The organism is Devosia sp. P2_G7 (genome assembly GCF_056403495.1).
The window spans coordinates 171,041-194,206 of the sequence record NZ_JBFUFI010000007.1 but is presented as its reverse complement, the minus strand read 5'-3'; the positions used below and the strand labels follow the sequence as shown (position 1 = coordinate 194,206).

23 protein-coding genes and 1 tRNA gene are annotated in these 23,166 nt (G+C 65.5%); 10 read left to right on the top strand and 14 right to left on the bottom strand.

The annotated features are described in order from the left end of the window. The 4 genes from AC1DWU_RS13635 to AC1DWU_RS13620 all read right to left on the bottom strand — a co-directional run bounded on the left by AC1DWU_RS13635 (position 1) and on the right by AC1DWU_RS13620 (position 5,890). Positions 1-1,047, bottom strand: coding sequence for an extracellular solute-binding protein (locus AC1DWU_RS13635; RefSeq protein ID WP_477150531.1), 1,047 nt, complete (start codon positions 1,045-1,047; stop codon positions 1-3). 208 nt (positions 1,048-1,255) lie between these two features. Next, complete coding sequence (locus tag AC1DWU_RS13630) at positions 1,256-2,296, bottom strand: extracellular solute-binding protein (RefSeq protein ID WP_477150530.1); 1,041 nt, start codon at positions 2,294-2,296, stop codon at positions 1,256-1,258. 85 nt (positions 2,297-2,381) lie between these two features. Then, positions 2,382-3,074: a molybdate ABC transporter substrate-binding protein gene (locus AC1DWU_RS13625; protein WP_477150529.1), complete on the bottom strand. Its 693-nt coding sequence runs from the start codon at positions 3,072-3,074 to the stop codon at positions 2,382-2,384. Continuing rightward, positions 3,071-5,890, bottom strand: a complete 2,820-nt coding sequence (locus AC1DWU_RS13620; protein WP_477150528.1) for a sensor histidine kinase — start codon at positions 5,888-5,890, stop codon at positions 3,071-3,073. Before AC1DWU_RS13620 ends, AC1DWU_RS13625 begins: the two co-directional genes overlap by 4 nt. Before the next feature lie 226 nt (positions 5,891-6,116). Here AC1DWU_RS13620 and AC1DWU_RS13615 point away from each other — a divergent pair. From AC1DWU_RS13615 to AC1DWU_RS13600, 4 genes are all read left to right on the top strand, one after another. Further along, positions 6,117-6,193, top strand: a tRNA-His gene (locus AC1DWU_RS13615). A gap of 98 nt (positions 6,194-6,291) precedes the next feature. Beyond that, a complete protein-coding gene (locus tag AC1DWU_RS13610) occupies positions 6,292-6,855 on the top strand; it encodes an AAA family ATPase (RefSeq protein ID WP_477150604.1) in 564 nt (187 codons plus the stop codon). A gap of 81 nt (positions 6,856-6,936) precedes the next feature. Beyond that, positions 6,937-7,326, top strand: coding sequence for a DUF2147 domain-containing protein (locus tag AC1DWU_RS13605; protein WP_477150527.1), 390 nt, complete (start codon positions 6,937-6,939; stop codon positions 7,324-7,326). Between the two features lie 7 nt (positions 7,327-7,333). After that, a complete protein-coding gene (locus AC1DWU_RS13600) occupies positions 7,334-7,633 on the top strand; it encodes a hypothetical protein (protein WP_477150526.1) in 300 nt (99 codons plus the stop codon). A 3-nt stretch (positions 7,634-7,636) separates the two neighbouring features. On the opposite strand, the gene AC1DWU_RS13595 is transcribed toward AC1DWU_RS13600, so the two are convergent. The 4 genes from AC1DWU_RS13595 to AC1DWU_RS13580 form a co-directional block, all read right to left on the bottom strand. Further along, positions 7,637-9,520, bottom strand: a complete 1,884-nt coding sequence (locus AC1DWU_RS13595; protein ID WP_477150525.1) for a ubiquitin-activating E1 FCCH domain-containing protein — start codon at positions 9,518-9,520, stop codon at positions 7,637-7,639. Positions 9,521-9,571: 51 nt separating this feature from the next. Next, entirely contained in the window at positions 9,572-10,195 is a 624-nt protein-coding gene (locus AC1DWU_RS13590; RefSeq protein WP_477150524.1) for a L,D-transpeptidase, read from the bottom strand. Between the two features lie 365 nt (positions 10,196-10,560). After that, complete coding sequence (locus AC1DWU_RS13585; protein ID WP_477150523.1) at positions 10,561-11,040, bottom strand: SRPBCC family protein; 480 nt, start codon at positions 11,038-11,040, stop codon at positions 10,561-10,563. A gap of 94 nt (positions 11,041-11,134) precedes the next feature. Further along, positions 11,135-11,569 carry a response regulator gene (locus AC1DWU_RS13580; RefSeq protein WP_477150522.1) on the bottom strand — a complete coding sequence of 145 codons (435 nt, stop codon included), beginning with the start codon at positions 11,567-11,569 and terminating at the stop codon, positions 11,135-11,137. Between the two features lie 57 nt (positions 11,570-11,626). On the opposite strand from AC1DWU_RS13580, the gene AC1DWU_RS13575 reads away from it, so the two are divergent. Then, the gene (locus AC1DWU_RS13575) at positions 11,627-12,229 is read left to right on the top strand and encodes a DNA-3-methyladenine glycosylase I (protein ID WP_477150521.1); all 603 of its coding nucleotides are present in this window, start codon (positions 11,627-11,629) and stop codon (positions 12,227-12,229) included. A 388-nt stretch (positions 12,230-12,617) separates the two neighbouring features. On the opposite strand, the gene AC1DWU_RS13570 is transcribed toward AC1DWU_RS13575, so the two are convergent. Continuing rightward, entirely contained in the window at positions 12,618-12,842 is a 225-nt protein-coding gene (locus AC1DWU_RS13570; protein WP_477150520.1) for a hypothetical protein, read from the bottom strand. A 92-nt stretch (positions 12,843-12,934) separates the two neighbouring features. Further along, a complete protein-coding gene (locus tag AC1DWU_RS13565; RefSeq protein WP_477150519.1) occupies positions 12,935-13,177 on the bottom strand; it encodes a hypothetical protein in 243 nt (80 codons plus the stop codon). A 423-nt stretch (positions 13,178-13,600) separates the two neighbouring features. Between AC1DWU_RS13565 and hisS the strand changes: the two genes are divergently transcribed. Genes hisS through AC1DWU_RS13545 form a run of 4 tightly spaced genes read left to right on the top strand, consistent with a single transcriptional unit; the run spans position 13,601 to position 17,683 of the window. Then, on the top strand, positions 13,601-15,121 hold the full coding sequence (hisS, locus tag AC1DWU_RS13560; protein ID WP_477150518.1) for a histidine--tRNA ligase: 1,521 nt from the start codon (positions 13,601-13,603) through the stop codon (positions 15,119-15,121). After that, positions 15,118-16,203, top strand: a complete 1,086-nt coding sequence (locus AC1DWU_RS13555) for an ATP phosphoribosyltransferase regulatory subunit (RefSeq protein ID WP_477150517.1) — start codon at positions 15,118-15,120, stop codon at positions 16,201-16,203. The genes hisS and AC1DWU_RS13555 overlap by 4 nt, the downstream gene beginning before the upstream one ends. Further along, entirely contained in the window at positions 16,200-16,934 is a 735-nt protein-coding gene (gene hisG / locus AC1DWU_RS13550) for an ATP phosphoribosyltransferase (RefSeq protein WP_055884785.1), read from the top strand. The genes AC1DWU_RS13555 and hisG overlap by 4 nt, the downstream gene beginning before the upstream one ends. Further along, positions 16,931-17,683 (top strand): TSUP family transporter, encoded by a 753-nt coding sequence (locus tag AC1DWU_RS13545; RefSeq protein ID WP_477150516.1) that lies wholly within the window; start codon positions 16,931-16,933, stop codon positions 17,681-17,683. Before hisG ends, AC1DWU_RS13545 begins: the two co-directional genes overlap by 4 nt. On the opposite strand, the gene AC1DWU_RS13540 is transcribed toward AC1DWU_RS13545, so the two are convergent. Next, entirely contained in the window at positions 17,680-18,456 is a 777-nt protein-coding gene (locus tag AC1DWU_RS13540) for a glycosyltransferase family 25 protein (protein WP_477150515.1), read from the bottom strand. The genes AC1DWU_RS13545 and AC1DWU_RS13540 overlap by 4 nt on opposite strands. A gap of 174 nt (positions 18,457-18,630) precedes the next feature. On the opposite strand from AC1DWU_RS13540, the gene AC1DWU_RS13535 reads away from it, so the two are divergent. Then, complete coding sequence (locus AC1DWU_RS13535) at positions 18,631-19,437, top strand: lysozyme inhibitor LprI family protein (RefSeq protein WP_477150514.1); 807 nt, start codon at positions 18,631-18,633, stop codon at positions 19,435-19,437. A 544-nt stretch (positions 19,438-19,981) separates the two neighbouring features. Here the strand turns inward: AC1DWU_RS13535 and AC1DWU_RS13530 are convergent. The 3 genes from AC1DWU_RS13530 to AC1DWU_RS13520 form a co-directional block, all read right to left on the bottom strand. Then, positions 19,982-21,286, bottom strand: coding sequence for a GH1 family beta-glucosidase (locus AC1DWU_RS13530; protein WP_477150513.1), 1,305 nt, complete (start codon positions 21,284-21,286; stop codon positions 19,982-19,984). 175 nt (positions 21,287-21,461) lie between these two features. Then, entirely contained in the window at positions 21,462-21,887 is a 426-nt protein-coding gene (locus tag AC1DWU_RS13525) for a GNAT family N-acetyltransferase (RefSeq protein ID WP_477150512.1), read from the bottom strand. Positions 21,888-21,890: 3 nt separating this feature from the next. Further along, on the bottom strand, positions 21,891-22,970 hold the full coding sequence (locus tag AC1DWU_RS13520; protein ID WP_477150511.1) for an Mrp/NBP35 family ATP-binding protein: 1,080 nt from the start codon (positions 22,968-22,970) through the stop codon (positions 21,891-21,893). Between the last annotated feature and the right edge of the window lie 196 nt (positions 22,971-23,166).

Below are 23,166 nucleotides of genomic sequence, written 5' to 3'. Positions count from 1 at the left end.
TTAGTTCTGCGCACCTTCGTTGAATTTCAGCTCATCGACCAGCGCCGCCGCTTCGTCGCGGAAATCGGCAGTGGCGGTGAGAGAGACCTTCGAGGGGTTGAGCGTGCCCCAGCTCTGGGTCAGTTCAGCCGGCTTGACGCTCGTTACCGCCGGATACTCGTAGTTGGCATCGGCGTAAAGCTGCTGCGCCTCGTCGGAGAGCAGGAATTCGATCAGCTTGTTGGCGTTGTCGGCGTTCGGCGCGTATTTGGCGATAAAGGCGCCGGCGGCGTTCACCTGGGTGCCGTCGGTCTCGGCGTCCGGATAGACGATGCGGGCGGAGGCGGCCCAGTCCTTCTGCTCGGGCTCGGCGTCGTTGGTGAGCATCAGGCCCATGTAGTAGGTGTTGGCGATGGCGAGATCGCACGAACCCTCGAGGATGGCCTTGACCTGAGCGCGGTCGTTGCCGGCCGGCGGAGCCGACATGTTGTCGCGCACGGCGGTCAGCCAAATTCGGGTCTTGTCCTCGCCCCAGGCGGCGATGCGGCTGGCGACGAGGCCGATATTGTAGGCGTGGTCGCCCGGACGGGTGCACAGGCGCCCCTTCCACTCGGGCTTGGCGATGTCCTCATAGGTCAGCGCGGTGGCATCGACGCGATCCTTGCTGACGTAGAAGACACGGGCGCGCAGCGACAGCGCGGCCCAGTGGCCGTCGGCGTCGCGGAACTCCGGCGACAGGCGTTCGGTCAGCGCCGGGGTGGTGATCGGTTGGGTCAGGCCCTGCGTCTTGGCGCCGACGAGGTTGCCGATATCAACGGTGAGCACGACGTCGACCGGCGACAGTTCGCCTTCGGCGGCGACGCGCTCGAGCAGGCCGTCACCGGCGTAGAGCACGGTGGCCTTGACGCCGGTGGCGGCGGAGAATTTGTCGAGCAGCGGCTGGATCAGCCCAGGCTCGCGGTAGCTGTAGATATTGACTTCGCCGCTCTGGGCAAAGCTTGGCGCGGCGGTGCCGGCAATCATCGCGGCGCCAAGCAGCGCAGCCGACAGTCGCATCGTCATGGTCATCAGAATCTCCTGTGATCGGCGCCCGTGAGGCGCCGGTGACAGGGGCAAACACGAATTCTGACACGTAAAGTCAACAATCCGGCGCGGCGGATTGTTGCCGGTTTGTGACCGTCTTTTAGAACGGTTCCAGGGCGGCGCTGGAGTCGCCAGCAGAGCCGCCGGTTTCGGGGTTGCCGGCGGCGTGGGTCGCTGCGGCAACGTGTCCGCGCTAGTTCTGCGGGCCTTCGTCGAAGCGGAGTTCGTCGACGAGGGCGCTGGCTTCCTTGCGGTGGGCGGCGATCTCGGTGAGCGGAGTTCTATCCGCCTTGAGTTCGCCCCAGCTGGCGACGAGATCGGACGGGGCGACGCCGGCGACCACGGGGAATTCGTAGTTGCCGCTGGCATATAGGTGCTGGGCTTCGTCCGACAGCAGGAATTCGACCAGCTTCTGGGCGTTGGCCTGGTTGGGCGCGTATTTGGCGATCACCGCGCCCGAGACGTTCACCTGCGTGCCGTCGCCATCGGGATCGGGGTAGATGATGCGGGCGGCGGCGGCCCAGGTCTTCTGCTCGGGCTCGGCGTCGTTGTTGAGCATCAGGCCCATGTAATAGGTGTTGCCGATGGCGAGGTCGCAGCTGCCATCGAGGATCTTTTTCACCTGATCGCGGTCGGCGCCGGAGACCGGGCCATTGAGGTTGTCGCGCACCTTGGTGAGCCAGCCGCGGGTCTTGTCGACGCCCCAGTGCGAGATGCGGGTGGCGATCAGCCCGATATTGTAGACGTGCTGGCCGGAGCGGGTGCAGAGGCGCCCTTTCCACTCGGGCTTGGCGATATCCTCGTAGGTCAGCGCCGTCTCGGGGACGCGATCCTTGCTGGCATAGAAGACGCGGGCGCGGAGCGACAGGGCGATCCACTGGCCGTCCGGGTCCTGGTAGGCGGCGGGCACGCGGGCCTGCGCCTCGGCCGGGATGGCCTGGGTGATGCCGAAATCCTTGGCGTTGGCGAGATTGCCGATATCGACGGTCAGCACTACGTCGGCGGGCGACAGCTCGCCCTCGGCCTGGACGCGTTCGAGCAGGCCGTCGCCGGCGAACAGCACGTTGGTCTTGATACCGGTTTCGGCGGTGAACTTGTCGAGCAGCGGCTGGATCAGGCCGGGCTCACGGTAGGAGTAGACATTGACCTCGCCGCTCTGCGCCAGGACGGGCTGCGTGGCACCTACGGCCAGCGTGAGAATGAGTGCGGTGCCGAAACGCGAAATCCAAGTCATCGTCAAATCCCGATCGCGGGAGCTCCCGCTCGGGCGCGTTTTGCTTTTTCTGACCGGGGAAGTCAACAAACCGGATCGTGAACGGCTAACGACGCTCCAGACCGGCAGCCGCGAGGACGTCGTCAGATGCGGGCGACAACAGGAATTTCGACAGCAGCTGCGCAGCGCTTGCGTCCCCTGCCTTGGCGCTGATGCCAATGGCGAAGTCGATGTAGCTTTGGAGTTGCGAGGGAAACCGACCGACAAGCATGACCTCGGGAGCGGCAGCGAGGATCGACGTCACGGGGATAGCCGCAAACTCGGCCTCGCCCCGCGCAACGGCAGTCGCGGTATGCCCGCCCTCTGTGGCCACCAGCTTGGGCTTCACCTCATCCGCCAACCCCAGGCGCTCCAGCAAGGCGGAGAAGTATGCCCCGCTGGTTCCTTCGCTGGCGTAGGCGATTGATCGGGCGTTCTTCAACGCCTGTGCGAATGCGTCCACCGACCCGATATCGAGCGGCTGGCTGCCCGACCTGGCGGCAAGGCCCATGGCTATTCGACCAAATGCGGCCTGGCTTCCCGCTTCGACCTTCCCCAGGTCGGCCAGGTCCTGAACCAGGTTCGGATTGATGATGACGAGATCGAAGGGTTCCCCGGCTTCGATCTGCTTGTTGACCGCCGGATTGAGCTCCCACTTCGCCGCGACCGTCAGTCCGGTGGCAGCTTCGAACTCGGGTATCAGCGCCAGGATGGCGGGGCGGATCGCGATAGCGCCAAGAAGCCGGATCTCCCGCTTCACGCCCCGGCCTCGCGAACCAGATCCGCCGGGATCAGCAGCGAGAACATGGTGCCGACGCCGACCGCCGGATCGACGGAGAGCGACAGGGCGTTGACCGCCAGCAGCGAGCGGGTGAGCGCCAGGCCGACGCTGGAACGGACCGGCTGGAGGGTTTCGCCATCCTTGCCGATGCCGTCGCGGAACACCACGAAGCGCTCTCCGAGGTCGCGGCGGGCCTCGCCGCCATCGCGAACGTTGACGATCACCGCGCCATCGTCCTCGCGCTGCGCCGACAGGATGACCGAGCCGCCAATGGGGGTCTGGTCGATGGCGCTGGCCAAGAGGTTGAGGATGGCCTGGGTGAGCGAGGCAGTGTCGGCGGAGATGCGCGGCAGGCTTTCGGAGACGGCGCTCCGCACCAGGACACGCGCCTCGCCGGCCTGGCCGCGGACGCGCATCAGGCAGCTTTCGAGCAGCGCTGCGAGATCGATATCGGTGGCGGTCGCCGGATAGCGGCCTTCGCGCAGCCGGGCATAGTCATCGAGCTCGTCGAAGAGGGTGGCGATCTCCTGCCCGGCGGTCTTGATGTCCTGCGCGTATTCCAGATAGCGCTGGTTCTCGATCGAGCCGAACGCGGCCGAGCGGATCAGGTCGGCAAAGCCGATGACGGTGTTGAGCGGCCGGCGCACGCCACGGCTGATGCGGGTGAGCATCGAGGGTTCGACCTCGTCGGGCACCGGCGGGGTGACGGGGGTCGGCGCGGCCCAGGTCACGGTCTTCCTGAGGAAGGCGTAGTAGCCGGCGACGATCCCCGCCTGGCCTTCGGCGAAGAGCGTGATGCGGGTGTTGGGCACCGAGCCGGTCAGCACGATCGCCGGGCGCGACGTCTCGGCGAAACGGGCCGGACGCTCGAGGAAACGCTTCAACTCGCCGAGTTCGGATGGTTCGACGAAGCTGGCGAGCGGCTTGCCGACGATATCTTCCTCGATGTGGCCGATGACGATGCGGCCGTTGAGCGACACCGAGGTGACCATGCCGGACCGGTCGGCGGCGAGGAAGCCGTCATCGGTGGTTTCGGCGGCGAGTTCGGCGAAGGTGCGGACGGCGGCTTCGTGGCCGATACGGTTCTCGGCGACGCCGGCCGACAGCATCAGCGCCGGGCGGCCATGCCAGGTGATCGACTGCAGCCGCGCGTTGACGGTGGCCAGTGAGCCGTCGCGGCGTACCAGCTGCGTCACCGGGCCCGACACGGCGCTGTCCTCTGATGGGAAGATGGCGGTGAGGCCGGCGGCCCGCAGGCTCTCGATCGACTCGTAACCCGTGAGATCGGTGAGCGCACGGTTGGCGAACAGCACCTGCTGATCGCGGAACACCAGGATGCCGAGCGGCAGCCGGTTGAGGATGAAGGTCTCGCCGGTGAGATTGATCAGCGCGCCATCGTTGGCGGCCGTCGGCGGCGCCGTCTCCTCGGGCTGCGCCGGCGACTGGGCGCTGACGCGATCGGTGAGGATGCGGCTCAGCTCATCGAAATTGTAGCGCGAGACGCGCTCGACGGTTTCGGCGTCCGGGATCGGCGTGTCCTCGACCGGCTCTTCCTCGGCCGGGAGGTCAGGCGTCAACGCGGCAAAGCCACGGCCGATGACGCGCCAGACGGTGGCCTCGACCGGCTCCGGCTCGTCTTCATCGTCGTCGGCAAAATCGATCAGCGCGCCGATGACATCGGGCTCGGGGGCTTCGACAGGCTTGGATGCCTCGGCAACGGGCTCTGGCTCGACCGCTTCGGCGACAACCTCAATAGGCTCCGCGACGGGCTCCGCGGGCGCGGCAACCGGTTCGGGCTCGACAGGCTCGGGTTCCACGATCGGCTCGGGAACCAGTGGCGCTTCGACCGGCTCCGGCGGCGGACCCTCGAAGTGATCGTCGGCAGGGTTGAGGGCGGTATAGAGGCCGCTGTCGTCCGCCAGGCGGTCGAAAAGCGAGGCGAGCGTGCCCGGTGCTTCGGGGGCCGCGGGAATCGGCTCGACCCAATTGTCCTCCTCGGCGACTACCGGCTCGTCGTCGGCATGTTCGGCCGGCGGCAGGCCCAGGGGCAGCAGCGGCTCGGATTCGGGCTCTATGGTGGGTGGCGCGGCAGGCGCGTCCTCGCGGTCGATAACGCCCTCCTCCGCCCGGACGTCGGCGATGGCTCGGGCAGGCGCCGCATCAGGGGAGCGCTCGAACAGCAGCAGCATGGCGTCATGCGGGCTGGCCTTGAAGCGCGTCAGCTGCAGCGCTTCGCCGGCCAGTTCGACATCGGCGCTCTCGGCCTCGTGCGGCAGGCCCTCGCTCTCGATGATCGGGCCGAAATGCTCCAGCGCGTGGCGGCTGCCGCCGGTGATCTGGCTGTCCTCGCTGATCAGCAGGAACTCGGCGCCAGGAGGCAACAGGCGCGCGGTCAGCACGTCGACCTGCATCGAGTCGTTCGCCTCGAGCAGTTCGGGTTCGATCGGATCGACGCCAACGATGAGGAGGCCCGTGTCGCCGCTCTCCAGTTCGAGCGGGGTGCAGGTGCAGGTGGTGGAGATCGGGCGCTCGCCGGCGAGGAACTGGATGCGGCTGAGGCTGGCGCGGCCCATCGAGCCGAGGCGGATAAGCCGGGCGATCTGGCCCTTGATCGGCACGGCTTCGGGCGCGAGTTTCAGCCCGTGCTTCTTGATCTTGCCGTGGAAGTAGCGTGCCGCGTCGTTGCGCCAGAGCAGGGTTTCGCCGTCCTGCGACCACAGCCAGGCGGGGCGCGCATCAGCCCAGTGCAGCAGCACCAGCCGGGCCGTCGGCGATTTGATCCACTCAGCGCGCACGCATTACTCTTTTCCTGCCTCGTGCCAATTCGACACAAAGCGAACTCGGAATTTAATCTTCTCTAAATATCCCGGGGCTTTGACGGGGTCTATATCGCCCGGACATAAGGGGCTGGCATTCGGTCCCGATGGTTAAGCCGGGCTCCGTCAACAGGCAGTGAAAACAGGGCCAAATCGGCGCTTGCCAGCGGCAAGAAGTGAAACTATGGTCCGCCGCGCTTGCCGGGCCGCCTTAGCTCAGTTGGTTAGAGCGCTAGATTGTGGATCTAGAGGTCCCCCGTTCGATCCGGGGAGGCGGTACCACTCCCGCACTGGCTCCGGCACCAAGCAAAAATCCCCCACCGAACTGACCGAACGCTGACCCATCCGGGTCTGGCGTGGCTCTGACATGGAGCGTGGCGATGGCCCGCGAATTCATCCTGACCGGTGCCCCTGGCGCCGGAAAAACCGTTATTCTACGGGCACTTGAGGCCGATGGGATCGATGTGGTCGAAGAGGCCGCAACCGATGTGATCGCGTTGGAACACGGTCGCGGCGAGGGCGAGGCCTGGAAGGGACCGGCGTTCATCGAGCAGATCGCGCGGCTGCAGCTGCAACGGGCGGCGAGGCCAGCGGTTGGGGCGGTGCGGGTATCGGACCGGTCGCTGATCTGCACGCTGGCGCTGGCGGAATACCTGGGTCATCCGGTGCCGGAAATGCTCGTCGAATCAATAGGCTCGATGGTCGCTGCGGGGCAGTTCGAGCGGCGGGTGCTGTTCGTGGAGCTGCTCGGGTTCATCACCAGGACGGAGGCGCGGCGGATCAGTTTGGAGGATTCGCGGCGGTTCGAGCGGTTCCATATCGCGGCGTACGAGCGGTTCGGGTTCGAGCTGGTGCGGGTGCCGCCGGGGCCGATCGAGGAGCGAATGGCCCTCGTGCGGTCACAGATCGGCCTCGGGATTGCCCCGGCGATGAACCGGTTCTGAACGGCGCGTTGGAGGCAGGTTCAAGCGCCGGGCGGCAAACAGGGTGCAACACTCCATTCACCATGTCGCCCGGGGCTCCGCATGTCCAACACGCTCAAGTTCTTCGCTACCGCCATCGTGGCTGCCGCGCTGTCGATCGCGCCGGCCTTCGCTGCGCAGTCGCCGGCGGGCACCTGGCAGACGGTTACCGGCGAGTCGCGCTTCGAGGTGACGTTGTGCGGCGACGGCACCGAGGTGTGCGCGAGGCTCGTGTGGCTGCGCGACGATGCGCGCACCGCCGAGAACCTCAGCTATCTCAACTCGTATGTATTGAAGGGCGCCAAGCGGGCGCTCGAGAACAAGTGGCGCGGCAGCGCTGAGTATATGGGCGAAGTGGTGAAGGGTACGCTGACGCTGGTCGACGGCAACACCATTACCATCAACGGCTGCAAGGGCGCCTTGTGCCAGAAGTTCGAACTGACGCGGATTTGACCGCAAAATGACCCGGAACCGCCGCAACCTGCCCTACTATCCGGACGTTACTGAAGTGCCACGCGTCGACGGAGTATTCGAAATGGAACGCCGCCACCTTAGACTGACCTCACCGGCTGCCAGCCGCAGGGCCAAGCTCTGGTTGGCCGCCTCGAACGACGTGCGCCTGCGCCCCACCAACCCGATCGCCCCGATCACCGCGCCGGAACTGCCGATGGTCGTCAGCTTCGAAGGCCTGACCGAGGCCGAGCAGCGCGCCGCGCTCGCCGCCTTCCCAGGCGGCAAGCGGTTCGTGCTGCAGGGCTGAACGCTACTGCGACAGGCGAAGGTCGGAGATATTCTCGCCGATCTTCCGGAAGGCTTCATTCAGTTCATCGCCCCCGTCCGCGCTGTAGGCCTTGGAGGGATCGCTGGCGCAAGCGGTGAGCATGTCCACCTCATCACCCGTCTCGGGGAGGTTGAAGCCGACGGTGTAAACCACGACGTTCTCCTCCTTCATGTTGTGGCAGAGGTCCTCCGCCTGCCCCATGGGCCCCGCCATGATGCCGGTGGTCCCGTTCGGTGCACTGCAACCGGAGTAGCTGGGGTTCACACCCTTGCAATACTCAGTATTGTAGATGCCGTCGGTCATGATGATGACGATCTTGAGCGTGTTGGGCTCATCGTAAGAGGCAGGCCTCGACTCGAAATCTCCACCCACCGTTGCCGCCGGATCATCGAACAGTTCGGCGAAATTTGGGGAAACCAGGTACCAGGCCCAGGCGCTGCCGATCTGTCCCGCAGTCGCGCCACTCGGCAGGAGCGCATTGGCCACAGTGTAGGCCGTGAGCTTGCTCTTGTCGGAGGTCAGCGGCTGCATTTTGGCGGCGCTGCCACAGGTACCCGTATCGGTGTAGTGGATCGCGAGCGCCGTCGTGCTCGGCGCCGTATCAATGAAGCTGTTCGTGCTGCGCTCGGTGACACAACTGGCCGTGGGCACATAGGTTCGGCTTGAGCCCAGCCGGTAGTACGAGCAGCCATACTTCATGCAGAAGGACGCGCCGCCCGACGTATAGGCGCTGAACGTGGTGCCGCCCCAAACCCCGAGTGGCGAGCTGTTGATGATGAACATGTCGTTCGTCAGCTTCGTCACCTGGAAAATTCGCGAATTTGTCGACTTGTTGAAATTCAACTGCGTCATTCCACCGACACCAGTGAATACGACATAGTCATTCGTCGCGTGCCCGTGGGCTGCCGACGTTACCGCGATGTCGCACGTGGCGTTGTGGCACCGTTGTACGGTGCCGCCGCTGGTGTAGTTCGAGTATGAACCACCACTGGTGTTTACGTTTCCTCCAGACACATTCTGCAAGGAGAACTTCTTTGTCTGCCCGGTGACCGGGACGACTTTGTATATTTTGCCGTTGACCTGCGTCATGCCGACGACGCCGGAAATGTAGACGTAGTCACCGCTCGAGAAGCCATGGTCGACGGAGGTCGTGACGACGCCCGGATTGGCCCTGGTGATGCCAGTAATCGACTTCGACGCGCCATTTTTCCAGTCCGCTGCCGTGACGGCGGTTGAGCCGATGATGCTGCCCCGCGCCTCAACCGCATAGGCGGTGCCGACGCTGACTGCGGTGGAAAAGGGAACCAGCGCCATCTTGGAGTATGTCGGCGTCTGCACGTCCTTGACCACGAGCGGGATCAGCGTCGCCAGCGCGGTCTGCAACTGAGTAATACCGGTCGTGCCCATCGAGCCGGTGGTGTCGAGCGCCACCGCGACTTCGAGATTGATCGAGCCACGCGTCGCCTCGGACTTGATGCTGGTGGTCATGCTGGAAATGCCGACCAACTGGACGAAGGCCATGGGGACGGTAAGCGTACCCCTGAGCTCCAGGGTGCCGGTAGCGGTGGTGGCGTCGGCGACATCGACAGTAGCGGTCAGGCTGCTATCGTTCAGACGTTCGACGACCAGGTCCTGCGCCTGTACACGAAGCTCCTCTTCGGTGTCGTCATGGATCTTCGGGGCAAGTCCGAGAGCCGCGGAATCGAACGCGATCTGCGCCTTGGCGCGGGCCGCTTCCAGCGAGGTGTAATCCACCACGGCGCCTGCCATGGCGACGAGAACAATAGCCATGAGGCCGAAGATGACGGCGAAAACGCCGCGCTCATCGGCGCGGAACCGGTTCAGAAGCTTGAAAATGCCGCGCATGGCGCCGGAAAACCCCCAGAATTCCGGCGTCAGTGTCGCTGAAAATCCTAACTAAAGAACAATCACCTTCGCGCCAATTTTGACTCGGGCGTATAGGTCCTCGACATCATCATTGACCATGCGGATGCAGCCCGAGGACACGTCCTGGCCGATGGTCCAGGGCTCGTTGGTGCCGTGGATGCGGTAGAGCGTCGAGCCGATATAGATGGCGCGGGCGCCGAGCGGGTTGTTGATGCCGCCGGGCATGTAGTCGGGCAGCTCGGGGCGACGCTTCTTCATCTCGGCGGGCGGGGTCCAGCCTGGCCATTCGCGCTTGTTGGAAACGCGGTGCGTGCCGCTCCACTCGAAGCCAGACTTGGCCGTGCCGATCCCGTAGCGCAGCGCCTTGCCGTTGCCGAGCACCAGATAGAGGTGCTTCTCGCCGGTATTGACGATGATAGTGCCGGCTTTCTGGTTGGATTTGTAGGCAACGACCTGGCGGCGGAACTGCGGCGCGAGGCGGACCTTGTTGCTCTTCAGCTGCAGCCCGTGGCGCGGCTTGCCATCGCTCAGCGACATGCCGGGCGGCGGATCGAACATGAAGAAGCCCTGCGCGGCGTGGGCCGCATCGGCGAACAGCGAGAAGGAAACGAGGCAGGCAGCGGCGGCGAGCACCGCCCGGGACGAACGCAGCATGGCACATACTCTTCGTTACGAAATGCAACGCCCGAGGCAGATCGAGCGCGGCGAAGTATTGACGAGAATGCCGAATGGCCAATGAAGCGGGATGGTTAAGGGAGGGTTGGCGGGACGGAGGCGTACGTAGATGCTGCGGTGACTATGAGACCGTGGGCAACCACCCGTTCGCCTTCTCCCCTTGCGGGAGAAGGTGCCCGAAGGGCGGATGAGGGGTATCTCTCCGCGTACTCGCAGCCCGTCGGTGCGCTCCGGTCTCACGACACGTCGTGTCGCGGGACCCCTCATCCGGCGCTACGCGCCACCTTCTCCCGCAAGGGGAGAAGGCGAACCGGTGGCTGTTGCTACCTGTTCGGCCTTAGTGCCTATGCCACCTTCTCGGCCAGCAGGTCATCGAGCTGGTCGTAGCTCAACGCCATGCCGTCGGTCATGCCGGTCGCGAGGACCTGGTCGCGCATGGTTCGCGACTCGAAGCTCATGGTGATGCTGAGGGTGGTGCGGTTGCCGGTTTGCTGGAACGTGGTGGTGACCAGCGCCTCACCCGGCTGGTCGATCATGCTCTCGGTGTGGACGAGGCGCGCAGGCACGACGATCTCGCGGTAGCGACCGGTGAAGCCGAATTCGGAGGCATCGGTGTCGTTGCGCCAGATGTAGCGGTAGGTGCCGCCGACCTTGAGGTCGATCTCGCAGACCGGCATGCTCCAGCCGGGCGAGCCGATCATCCATTTCTGCACCAGTTGGGGCTGCGTGTGGCAGGCGAACACCAGATCGGCCGGAGCATCGAAGCTGCGCGTGACGGTGACGGCGCGGTCGGTCGGGTGGGTGACGTTCACGGGCGTCGACATGATGGGGGCTCCACTTTTCATAACCTGAATGTTCTATAACGTTTCGGTTATGTACGGTCAAGGGTTACCTTGACTTCGTGGCGCGCGCCCTGCCCTACAGCAGTATCCGCCCCGCATCCGGCTCTTCCGGGATCTGCCAGCCGTCGGGCAACAAGCGCCCGAGCGCGGCGGCGGCGTGGGCCAGGCTGAAGGGTTTGGTGAGGACTTCGCTGGCGCCCAGTTCCCGGGCGCGGGCGATGGTCTCGCGGTTGGGATAGGCGGTGATCATCACCACGGGCACCTGCCCGTTGGCGGAAAAGCGCGGATCGCGGATTACCTCGAGCAACGCCGCGCCATTCATTTCCGGCATGTACCAATCCATGAACACGATATCGTAGCGCGTTGCCTGGATAGCGCCCACGGCCGGGGCGGCGCCGGCGAGTTCATCGATAGCGACGAGGCCCAGCTTGCGCAGGGTTGCGGCAACGGCGGAGCGCGCATAGGCATTGTCGTCGACGACGAGCGCCTTGAGATCTTGCGGCAGGATCATTGGCGTGGCCCCCCAGCCGATTCGCCGATGGCCACATCTATTTACCGGGAGTTAACCATGTCAACGCCGACCGAGGTGAGCCGCTGCGGCTGGGCCGGGAGCGACCCGCTCTACCAGCACTATCACGACCGCGAATGGGGGCGGCCGGTGACGGACGATACGCGGCTGTTCGAGAAGCTCTGCCTCGAGGGATTCCAGTCGGGGCTGGCCTGGATCACCATCCTCCGGAAGCGCGAGAACTTCCGCGCGGCATTCCATGGCTTCGACATCGAGAAGGTGGCGGCGATGGGGGAGGCCGACATCGAAAGGCTGCTCGGGGATGCCGGCATCATCCGGCATCGGGGCAAGATTGCCTCGACCATCAACAATGCCAAGCGGACGCTGGAGATCCAGCGCGAGTTCGGCTCGCTCGCAGCCTATGTCTGGCGGTTCGAGCCGGAGCCGGTGAAGGGGCCGATCGTTGCCGGGAGCATTCCGGCGGAGACCGAGGCGTCGAAGGCGATGAGCAAGGATCTGCGGAAGCGCGGGTTCTCGTTCGTGGGGCCGACGACGAGCTATGCGTTCATGCAGGCGATGGGGCTGGTGAACGATCACGTGGATGGGTGCTTCTGCCGGGCCGAGGCGGCGGCAGAGCGGACGGCACTGAAGCGGCCGAAGTAGGGGGCTGCGTCGCTCCAGTCACCAGGGCTGGTGCGAGCCGACGCCCACCCTGCCCTCCCCCTAAGAATGGGGAGGGAGACCCTCACACTGGTGCCGGTGCTCTCGTCTCCCTCCCCCTGTTGAGGGAGAGGGTTAGGGGTGGGGGTCGGCCCGAACCGGCGTTCGCTACCTCATCAGCAGCAGCGCCGTGTTCGAGCTTGCTCAGGTTGAACTTGGGCCTCAGCTCGCCATCATGGTTGGCAGATTCCCGGGGCTTTTGCGCGTTGCGGCGGAGGCCGGGTTTGCGTGGGAAGAACATTGGTATCGTCCGGCGTGGTAGCGCCGGCTCCCTGAAATGATCAATCTGTCTGTTGGGGGTCGGCTCGCGCCGGCCCCCAGTCGTTGCCCGTTACAGCCGGAAGTCGGGCGGCAGCCCGATGTCCTTGCGCAGATAGGGCGGCAGGTCTGCGATGCGGCCGACGCTGCGGGGCTTCAGCAGGCGCCGGAGCATCGCATCGGCACGACGCCGGGCGATGAACAGACGCAGGCGCCCGACGAGGCCGAGTTGCCCGAGGTCAAGCCCGGGCGTGGAGAGGATGCGCGCAGTGGCGCGGTCCCTGACAATGAGAACCATTTGGCTCGTCCGGGCCGAAGCCCGGTCCTCTGGTGAAAGCAGAGGGACGGCCGGAGCGGTTGGCTGCGAACCCCAAGTCCGCAGCCGATCGCTTATCGGTAGTCCCAGTGGCTTTTCGGCTCCATCACCTCGGGCATCAGCCCGAGATCGCGACGGAGATGGCTTGGCACAGGTGGCGAGCCGCGAGACTTGTAGCGTCTCGCCGCGCGGGCCAGCTGGGCGTTGGCAAGCATCGTGACGACAGCAGAAACCACTGCGCCGGCGACGCCGACATGGGTGTGCGCCTGAGCGCGGTTCGTACGTGCCGGGGCACGGGTTTGGAGTTCGAGAGTCATGGCATCATCCGGGCGCAATGCGGCCCGGTCCTCTGGTTGAAGACAATGGTGGTGGCGACGGAATCCGGACGCGCGAAGACGCCGAATGGCGATGCCGGTTACTGGGGTTCAGTCGAGGCTAGAAAGAGCCGGTGGGAAGGACCCCGGGGAGGGGTCGGCGCGAGTTAGGCGCGATAGCAACCAGCTGGGAGAACGCCAGGACCGGAGACGAACATCGAATGAATCATGCGTCGCCTCCTCTTTGGTTGGCGTTGAACGACGCGGTTGGTACGCCGACTCGAAACCAATGCCAACCCCCGATGCGACAGCCTGCCGCACCACGGATGTTCCTGTTGCTGGAAAGACACAGGTGCATTCCTTGAGTCGACGGGGGCTTTCCGTTAGGAACCAGCCTCAGATTCCGGGCTCCGAACAGCAAACACCATGACCGACAAGAAGAAGCTCATCGCGCCGCGGCTGCCGCGCGGCTTCGAGGACCGTTTGCCGGTCGATATTTCCGCCGTCAACGCCATGACGGCGAAGATACGCGCGGTGTACGAGCGCTATGGGTTCGACCCGGTGGAGACGCCGCTGCTCGAATATACCGACACGCTCGGCAAGTTCCTGCCCGACACCGACCGGCCGAACGCCGGCGTGTTCTCGCTGCAGGACGACGACGAGCAGTGGATGAGCCTCCGCTACGATCTGACGGCGCCGCTGGCCCGGCACTTTGCCGAGAATTTCGACAAGCTCGCCAAACCCTATCGCAGCTATCGGGCGGGGTATGTGTTCCGCAACGAGAAGCCGGGGCCGGGGCGATTCCGCCAGTTCATGCAGTTCGACGCCGATACGGTCGGCGCGGCGGGGCCGGAGGCCGATGCCGAGATGTGCATGATGATGGCCGACACGATGGATGCACTGGGCTTAGCCGGCCAGTACGTGGTGAAGGTGAATAATCGGAGGGTGTTCGATGGCCTTCGGGAGCTCTTGGCCATCGATGACGAGCAGCGCTGGCTCGTGGTGATGCGCGCCATCGACAAGCTTGATCGCCTAGGATTGGAGGGCGTCCACGCACTGTTGGGCAAGGGCCGGAAAGATGAGAGCGGCGACTTTACCGAAGGCGCTCAACTCGATCCCTCTCAGATCGACAGAATACTCAACCTGACCGGTTGGAAAGAGCGGGGTTCTGGCGCCTCCGGCGTAGCGAATGGCATAACAATCTGGAACATGCGTGACGGCAACGAAGGCAACGCCACCCTGATGGCAGGGTGCTATGAGCTGGAGGCCATGAGTAGCCTATTCGACGTGGCCGGCTATGCAGACGCGGGAAACGAACGCATCAAGATCGACCCATCGGTCGTCCGTGGTCTTGAGTACTACACCGGCCCCGTGTTCGAGATCGAACTCACCTTCAAGGTGCAGAACGAGAAGGGGCAGGACGTGGTGTTCGGCTCGGTCGGCGGCGGTGGCCGTTACGACGGGCTCGTGTCGCGCTTCCGCTCCGAGCCCGTGCCGGCGACGGGGTTCTCGATCGGTGTCTCTCGCCTCGCGCATGCGCTGAAGCTCACCGGCAATCTCCCGGCCGAGGAGCCGGTCGGGCCGGTGGTGGTGCTGGTGATGGATCGCGAGCAGACGGCGCGCTACCAGGAGATCACCTCGCGGCTGCGCCGGGCGGGGATCCGGGCTGAGATGTTCATGGGCAACACCAAGAATTTCGGCAAGCAGGTCGCCTATGCCGACAAGCGCAACGCGCCCGCGGTGATCATCGAGGGCACGCAGGAGCGCGAGCAGGGCATAGTGCAGATCAAGGACCTGATTGCCGGCAAGGAAGCGGCGAAAGCCATTTCCGACAATGCCGAGTGGAAGGCCGAGCGGCCGGGCCAGTTCGAATGCAAGGACGAGGACATCGTCGCCAAGATTTCGGCGCTGCCCGCTGTCGCCGCTTACCTGGAAGCCAATAAGTGAAGACAGCGTCGGAGAGATACGCAGCGCTGGTGCGGCTGGTCGAGTCGCGCACCGTGACGCGCGCCACCCCGGCGCTGCTGCTGCCGGCGGGGCCATATTTCGACCTCGCGGGCGAGGAGTTCGGCCGTAACCTCTTGCTCACTACCACCAATAACGGCGTCGAGTACTGCCTCAGGCCGGATTTCACCCTGCCGATCGCGCAGCAATATCTCGAGGACGGGCTGCTGGGCGCGCCCTCGGCCTATACCTATCTCGGGCCGATCTTCCGCCAGTACAACTCGACCCCGGTGGAGTTCGAGCAGGCGGGGCTGGAACTTTTGGGCCAGGCCGACGCTGACAATGCGCTCGACCAGGTGCTGACCTTCGCGCGGTGGGCGCTGGCGATCTACGACATCACCGCGCCGAATGTGCGGCTGGGCGGCGTCGGGCTGTTCGAGGCGTTCCTCGAAGCGGCGCAGATCCCCACCGCGTGGCGGAGCCGCATCCGCCACCGCTTCGGCCACCCCGAGGCGCTGGAGCGGCTGATGGACCGGCTGGCCAACCCCGAGCAGCGGGTTGAGGCCCCCGCTCCGGACAGCCGCGACACGGTGATCGAGATCGTGACCGATGCGATGCTGTCGGGCGGACTGAGCCTCATCGGCAGCCGCACACCGGAAGAAATCGCCGACCGCTATCTCGAAAAGCAGGCGCTGGAATCGGCGCCGATCCCGCCCGAAACCGTGGCGCTACTGCAGAACTACCTGTCGGTGGCCGAGAGCACGGAGACCGCGTTCGAGCGGATTTCGGAGATGTGCAAGGAAGCCGGGTTCGATTTCGACGAGCCGCTGTACCAGGTACGCAACCACGCTGCGGCTCTCGCTGCGCTGTCGCCGAACGCCGACGTGATCTTCGACGCGAGCTTCTCGCCGCGGCTCGACTACTACACCGGCATCGTCTTCGAGATGACCGGGGCGGACGGCGAGGTGCTGGCCTCGGGCGGCGAATACGATCGCATGCTGGAGCGGCTGGGCGCCGGGGAGCCGGTGAAGGCATCGGGCTGCGCGCTGTGGGTCGACCGGCTGGAGAGGGAGGCCGAACAATGAGCACTTTGCCCGGCGGCCTGACGCTCGCCATTCCCAGCAAGGGCCGGCTCGAAGAGCTGACCCGCAAGGCGTTCTCGACGGCGCGGATGAACATCGCCCGCCCCGGCGGCGCGCGCTCCTACGTCGGCTCGATCAAGAACCAGCCGCAGGTGACGGTGCGATTCTACCCGGCGGCCGAGATTGCGCGAGAGCTGATCCTCGGCGGCGTCGATATCGGCGTGACCGGTTCGGACCTGATCCACGAGGCCAGCGAGAACGGCGAAGAGAACGTGCTGTTCGTGCGTGGGCTGGGGTTCGGCGAGGCCAATGTGGTGGTGGCGATCCCCGACAGCTGGATCGACGTGCAGCAGATGACCGACCTCGCGGACGTCGCGTCGGACTTCCGCTCGCGCCATGGCCGCTGGCTGCGGGTGGCGACGAAGTACGTGAACCTGACGCGGCGGCATTTTGCCAAATACGGCATTGCCGAATACCGCATCGTCGAAAGCGCCGGCGCGACTGAGTCTGCTCCTGCCGCAGGTTCCGCCGACCTGATCGTCGACATCACCTCGACCGGCTCGACGCTCGCCGCGAACCAGCTGCGGGTGCTGGAAGACGGGCTGATCATGAAGTCCGAGGCGAACCTGATCGTCTCGCGCACCGCCGACTGGACGCCGCTCCGCAAGGCGCAGCTCGAGGCACTGCTGTCGATCATGGGTGGCGTGCCGCCGGGGATCTCCACCCTGCTGTGACCTTCGACCTGACGATCCTCGTCGCGCTCGGCTTCGTCGGGCTGCTTGCCGGTTTTGTCGACGCCATTGCTGGTGGCGGCGGGCTGATCGCGCTGCCAGTGCTGCTGTCTGTGGGTATCCCGCCGGTCACGGCGTTCGGCACCAACAAGCTGCAATCGGTGGTAGGGACGGCAATCGCCGCCTTCACCTACTGGCGCAAGGGGTTCGTGTCGCTGCAACTGCTGGCGCTGGCGATCCCGCTGACGTTCATCGGCTCGTTCCTCGGGGCGCTGGCAGTCAAATCGGTCGACACGACCGTGCTGCAATACGCCGTGCCTGTGGCGCTGATTGCCGTCGCGCTCTATTTCGCCTTTGCTCCAAAGCTCACCGACGAGGATAGCCACGCCCGGCTCAGCGTCGCGGTCTTCGTGCCGCTGATGGGGTTCGCGATCGGCTTCTATGACGGCATCCTCGGGCCCGGCACCGGATCGTTCCTGACGCTCGGCTTCGTGACGCTGTTCGGGCTCGGCGTGACACGGGCGGCGGGGCATACCAAGGTGCTGAACCTCACCTCGAACATCGGGGCGCTGGCGCTGTTCATCCCGTCGGGGAACGTGGTGTGGCCGGTGGCGGCAGTGATGATCATCGGGCAGATCGCCGGCGGCTATCTCGGGGCGCTCACCGGCATCCGCTTCGGCGCGAAACTGATCCGGCCGCTGGTGGTGGTGATCTCGGTCGCGCTGGCGGTGAAGCTGCTGGCGTTCCGCTAACGGCGGAAGCGCAGCACGCGCCGCTCGATCCGGCCCTGCAGTAGCGGCGGGATGAGGCTCAGCGCGTGGGCGAGCTGGCGCGGGACGGCGCGCAGTTCGTTGATCGCCCCCTGCAGACCGCTGCGGCTCGACTGGCGCTTGCCGCGGATATCGGAGGGGACGGCGACCTGCTCCTGCTCGCAGATGGCGGGCTCCAGGATGTACGGCGCGAGGCGGTCGAACAGCTTCGAGCGGCCGGGATTGAACATCATCTGGTCGATCGGATCATCCACGGAGGCGGTGGCGGCGAGCAGCATGCGGGCGCCGGCGACCGAGACGACATAGCCGGCGGTCCCGGCGCACTTGCCGTAGAAGCGGCCGACGCGCCGGCCGTGAGCCGGCAGGGGGTCGCGATCCATGAACATCGGGCGGAGCCGGCCGTAGCGCTCGAGCTTCACCACATCGGCGCCCGGCGGGATCCAGCTGCCGTCAGCGAAGAACTGCCCGCAATCGTCGGAGAGGATCGCGTCGTCCTCGAGCACGACGGCATGGGGCGCCCCGCTCTCGAGGAAGAGCCGCCAGAACTTGCGGTGACTGAGCGTGCAGGCGAGATCGCCCTTTGAGATGCGGCCATGGGGACCGCCGCGGACTTCGATCTCGTCGAAATCCTCGGAGGCCGACTGCGCGTCCACCGCGTCGATATAGTCGAACTCCAGCCCCAGCCGATCGGCCTGTTCCTGCATGAACGCCCTGCGGTCGGGGCGGCGCGCCAGATTGATCACATAGACATGCATTCGACACCGCAGGGTGGTCAGGATTGACGCTGAGCTTCTTGGCCAATGCCGGTCGTGATGGCAAGCGCCGTAGCCGGCGCTTCAGGCTTCGTTGAGGACGCACGGAGAGTTGCGTCGCCGGTGGCGGCTGAAAACGTTAGTATCTCGAATAACTTACATTCGGCAGGTGAAATTATGCGCGCATTTCTGGGCCTGATGGGGATGGTGTTTCTGCTGCTCGTTGCCGCACCGGCACAGGCGGCGAGCTTCGATTGCAGCAAGGCGACGGCGCCCGACGAGAAGGCGGTGTGCCAGGATGGCGTAACCTCGGCGCTCGACAGCGAGATGGCCGGATTGTTCTTTGCCTACGACAGGGTGCCGATGCTGATGGGATCGAGCGGGGCGCGGCACGACGATGCCGAGGCATTCCTCGCCGAGCGCGGCAAATGCGGCGCCGATCTCACCTGCCTGCGCAAGGTCTACACGGCGCGCATCGCGACGCTGAGGGAGAGCATCGAGGTGTCGATGAAGCAGTTCTTCGACCTGCAGAACAACACCCCGCCGGTGACCGTTCCCGTGCCTCCGGGCATCGAGACGATCATTGCCGGCTATGCCGACCAATGCACCAAGCTTGGCGGCTCGCTGGCCGCCGGGGCCAACCGGCCGCTGATGATGAGCACCGACCTCGATGGTGACGGGATTGCCGACTATCTGCTCAACCCGCAGAACCTGCAGTGCAGCACCGCTGCGACGGCGTTCTGCGGCAATGGCGGATGCCAGATCGATATCGCGGTGTCTCGGGATGGGTTCGCCGAGCCGATCGAGGCAATGGGCGGCATGCCGACGCTGGTGCAGTCGGAGGCCGGAACGGTTGCCAAGGTGTGGGTGGACGCCAGCAACTGCCCGAAGGCCGCCGCTGAGGACGCATGCTGGGCGAGTTACGCCTGGGTGGATGGGAAGCACGCGGTGACGTATGCGGCGCAGCCGGCGCCGGCGATGTAGGGGGCGCTTGGTTCGACTATCCAATCGGCGATGACACGAGGAAGAGGACCATCATCCCGATAACCACGGAACCAAACATGAGGCCGAATCCCCAGTAGAGGAGCGTGCGCTCCGTTCTTAAGGCCGCATCCCCGCCCAGCACGCGGCCCAACAGGGCCCACGCTGCCTCCTTCCGTCTCTCAATGGTCCACGCCCCCTGATCGGGCGGTAACATCCCCTGAAACCGCAGGAGGCCCCATCCGGCTAGGGCGAAGCCAACCAAGAAGCACGCGATCACGACCCAGGGGACCCACAAGAAGGCCGGATCGATCTGATACTTCATTGCCAGGTCAGTTCTCTATCTTGAGCCGTCTTGGGCAGTTCGCCAGTAGCAAAGGTAGATCGCAACTCAATTCTCGGGCAAGTCGGCAACCCTTGCTGTGCTCATGATTACGAGGCGCCGACTAATAGCGCCGCGGCTTTGTCCGCCCCCTCCGCCACCCTTCGGGTGGTTCCCCTCCCCCGCCACGCGGGGGAGGATCACTGAGAGTGCGGCGCCTCTAGATCAGCGCGTGTTGTGCAGCATGCCCTGGAAGGCCCGGTAGCTGCCCTTGGGTGTCCGTACCTGGGTCTCGTAGTCGACGTGAACGATGCCGAAACGCGAGGTGTAGCCTTCGGCCCACTCGTAGTTGTCGAGCAATGACCAGGCGAAGAAGCCCCTGACGTCGGCGCCCTGCCCCTGCGCGTTGGCGACGGCGCGCAGGTGATCGTCGTAGAACTTCACCCGGCGCTCGTCGTTCGTCTCGCTCATGCCAGTCTCGGTGACGTAGAGCGGCAGCTTGGTGTAGTCGCGGTTGACGCGCACCAGCAGGTCTTCGAGGCCCTTGGGGTAGATTTCCCAGCCGAGATCGCTGCGCTCGAGATCGCCGGAGCGGCGTTCGGCGCCGAACAGGCCCTTGGGGCCGGCCGCGTAGATGCCGCGCGTGTAGTAGTTGATGCCCAGCCAATCGAGCGGGCGGGAGACGACTTCCATGTCCTTCTCGAAACCCACCGGCAGGTAGGGCGCGAGGCGGCTGGTCAGTTCCTCCGGGTAGCGGCCCTTGAACACGCCATCGAGGTACCAGCGGTTGAAGGTGGCGTCGCCGAGGTTCTGCGCCTCGAGGTCCTCGGGCTTGTCGGAGGCGGCTTCGGCCTTTTCGAGGTTGAGCACGATGCCGAGGTTCTTCACGCCTTCGCCGCGCAGCGCGTCGATCGCGGTGCCGTGGGCGAACAGCACGTGGTGCATGGCACGGGCAGCGGCGCGGAGGTCGCGATAGCCGGGGGCGTGGATGCCGAGCATGTGGCTGAGGAAGGCGACGCACCACGGCTCGTTGATGGTGGCGGTGGCGTGCAGGCGATCGCCGAAGTGGTGGCCGACCAGCGCAGCGTACTCGGCGAACCAGCTGGCGATGTCGCGGTTCATCCAACCGCCCTTGTCCTGCAGGGTGCTGGGGAGGTCCCAGTGGTAGAGCGTGGCGTAGGGCTTGATGCCGCGTTCGAGCATGCCATCGATGAGGCGATCGTAGAAATCGAGGCCCTGCTGGTTCACGGCGCCGATGCCCTCGGGGATCAGGCGCGGCCAGGCGAAGGAGAAGCGGTAGGCGTCGAAGCCGCCGTCTCGGATCAGGTCGAGGTCGCCGGGCCAGCGGTTGTAGTGGTCGCAGGCGATGGCGCCGCTATCGAGGTTCTTCACGTTGCCGGGGGTGGCCGAGAAGGTGTCCCAGATGGAGGTGCCGCGGCCATCTGTCTGGCCGCCCTCGATCTGGTAGGCAGCGGTGGCGGCGCCGAAAGTGAAGTTCGGGCCGAGTTCGTCACGCGAAATCGAAAACAAGAAGTCTCTCCTCAACAGGGCGGCGCTTCAGCGCTCGTTGTGGTCGTCCCGCAGGGCCGATTCTCGACATAGCGGATCAATGTAATCGATTGCATAACAGCGCGGAGGGGATGTGTCACCATGGGGAGGGTGAGCGCCTCTCTCATCGTGGTATCGTCCCGCACCGGCTTCTCAATCAGGGGTGAGCTTGCGGCCAGCGCAGGAAGATCAGCTCGGGGTCGCCGGGATCGAGGTGTTCGACCATACCAGCCTGGGTGAAATCGAGTTGCGGCAGGAGGTTGCGCATCGGGCTGTTGGACTCGTTGGTCGAGGTCCAGAGCTTGAGATCGGGCGGGGTGAGCGCGATGCAGTGCTCGATCAGGGCGCGGCCGATGCCCTGTCGGCGGGCGGTGGGCGAAACCACCAGCATTTCGATGAATGGGGAGCGGAAGAAGCTGCGGGTGAGGACGACGTAGCCGGCGGCGAAACCGTCGCGCCAGGCGATGTAGGTTTCGCCGGCGTGGACCCACTCCGCGATGGCTTCGCGGCGCTCGGTGCCGGCGGGTGCGATGCCGATCACTGCGTCGATCTCAGCTGCGGTGGCGAGCCGGATCGACAGCATGGCTCAAGGCCTGAGCTGCGGGTTGGCGGCGAGGATGTTGCGGACGATACCGCGGAAGGCCTGGCCCTCGGGACCGTCGGGGTCTGTGGCGACGACGGGCTTGCCGGCGTCGGAGCTTTCACGGATCGACATCACCAGCGGGATTTCGCCGAGGAACGGAATATCGAAGGTGTCGGCGGCAGCTCTGGCGCCGCCGTGGCCGAAGATGTCGTAGCGGTTGCCGGTGTCCGGGGCGACGAAGTAGCTCATGTTCTCGATGAGGCCGAGGATCGGCACGCCGGTGCGCAGCAGCATGTCCATCGCCTTCTTGGCATCGATCAGCGCCAGGTCCTGCGGGGTGGAGACGATGACCGCGCCGAGCAGCGGCACCTGCTGCACCAGCGAAATCTGGATGTCGCCGGTGCCGGGCGGCAGGTCGACGACGAGTACATCGAGGCCGCCCCAATCGCTCTCGCGTAGCAGCTGGCGCAGCGCGGAGGTGGCCATCGGGCCGCGCCACACCACCGCCTGGTTGGCGGTGAGCATCGAGCCGATCGACATGGCGCGGAGGCCATAGGCTTCGTGCGGGGCGAAGATGCCGTCGTCGCGGACCGCGGGCTTGCCTTCGAGGCCGAGGAGTTTTGGAATCGAGGGGCCGTAGAGATCGGCATCGAGGATGCCGGTGCGGAGCCCCTCGGCGGCAAAGCCGAGCGCCAGGTTGACCGCTACGGTGGACTTGCCGACGCCGCCCTTGCCCGAGCCGACGGCGACGATGTGGCGGACGCCGGGCACGGCTTCGCGCGGCGGCGGACCGGGGCGGCCCTGTGCCTTGGCCTGGCCGGTGGCGGCCTGGGCGCGGTCAGAGGTCAAGGACACCATGACCTTGCGTCCCTCGGCGACCTTCTCGGCGGCATGCTGAGCCGCCTCGCGGGCGGGACCGAAGGCGGCCTCCATGCCCGGGGCGACGGAGATGGCGAAGGCCACGGCGCCGGTGGTGACGATGATCTCGCTCAGCCCGCCATAGCCCGCGAGTTCGCCGCCGCCGGGGATTTCCACGGAGGCAAGGGCGTTGCGGACGGCGGTCGCGATGAGTTCATTGGCCATGCAAGTGCTCCGGGCTTTCAGCGGTGGCCTTCTCCCCTTGCGGGAGAAGCTGGCCGAAGGCCGGATGAGGGGTCGCGACACACAGTGTCGCCGATCCGAGTGCAAACGAGGAGCGGTCCGAGTGCGCGGAGAGATACCCCTCATCCGCCCTTCGGGCACCTTCTCCCGCAAGGGGAGAAGGCACTGCGACTGCCAG